Source organism: Mesorhizobium sp. M2E.F.Ca.ET.209.01.1.1 (assembly GCF_004010375.2).
Lineage (GTDB): Bacteria > Pseudomonadota > Alphaproteobacteria > Rhizobiales > Rhizobiaceae > Mesorhizobium.
In genome coordinates, this window is the sequence record NZ_SADP02001387.1 from 1 (window position 1) to 279 (window position 279).

At 57.3% G+C, this 279-nt stretch carries 1 protein-coding gene; it reads right to left on the minus strand.

The window, feature by feature from the left end:
- The coding region (locus tag EN852_RS40515) for an RDD family protein (RefSeq protein ID WP_135880023.1) at positions 1-257 on the minus strand (257 nt) is incomplete at its 3' end.
- Between the last annotated feature and the right edge of the window lie 22 nt (positions 258-279).

A 279-nucleotide genomic window follows, 5' to 3' on the forward strand; every position in this document is an offset into this window, starting at 1 on the left:
TTCGGCACCGGTCCAGGAACGCTCCGCCAGCTCTGAAAAGCAAACCAGGCCCCCGTCAGCATGGAGGGGAACGTGCCGAGAAACTTTATCACTTGTCGGCGAACCGCCTTTTTTGGGGAAAGGCCGACCCTGCGCCAATCGTACTCATCATGCACAACAAGCGACAGGGCACGCTTGCCGACTGATTGGCCCGACATCATCTCGATCACGAAAAGATAGATCGCCAGAACGGGCAATTCGAGAAAACCCAGATCCAAGGCCGCAGGCCGAAAGTTCCCC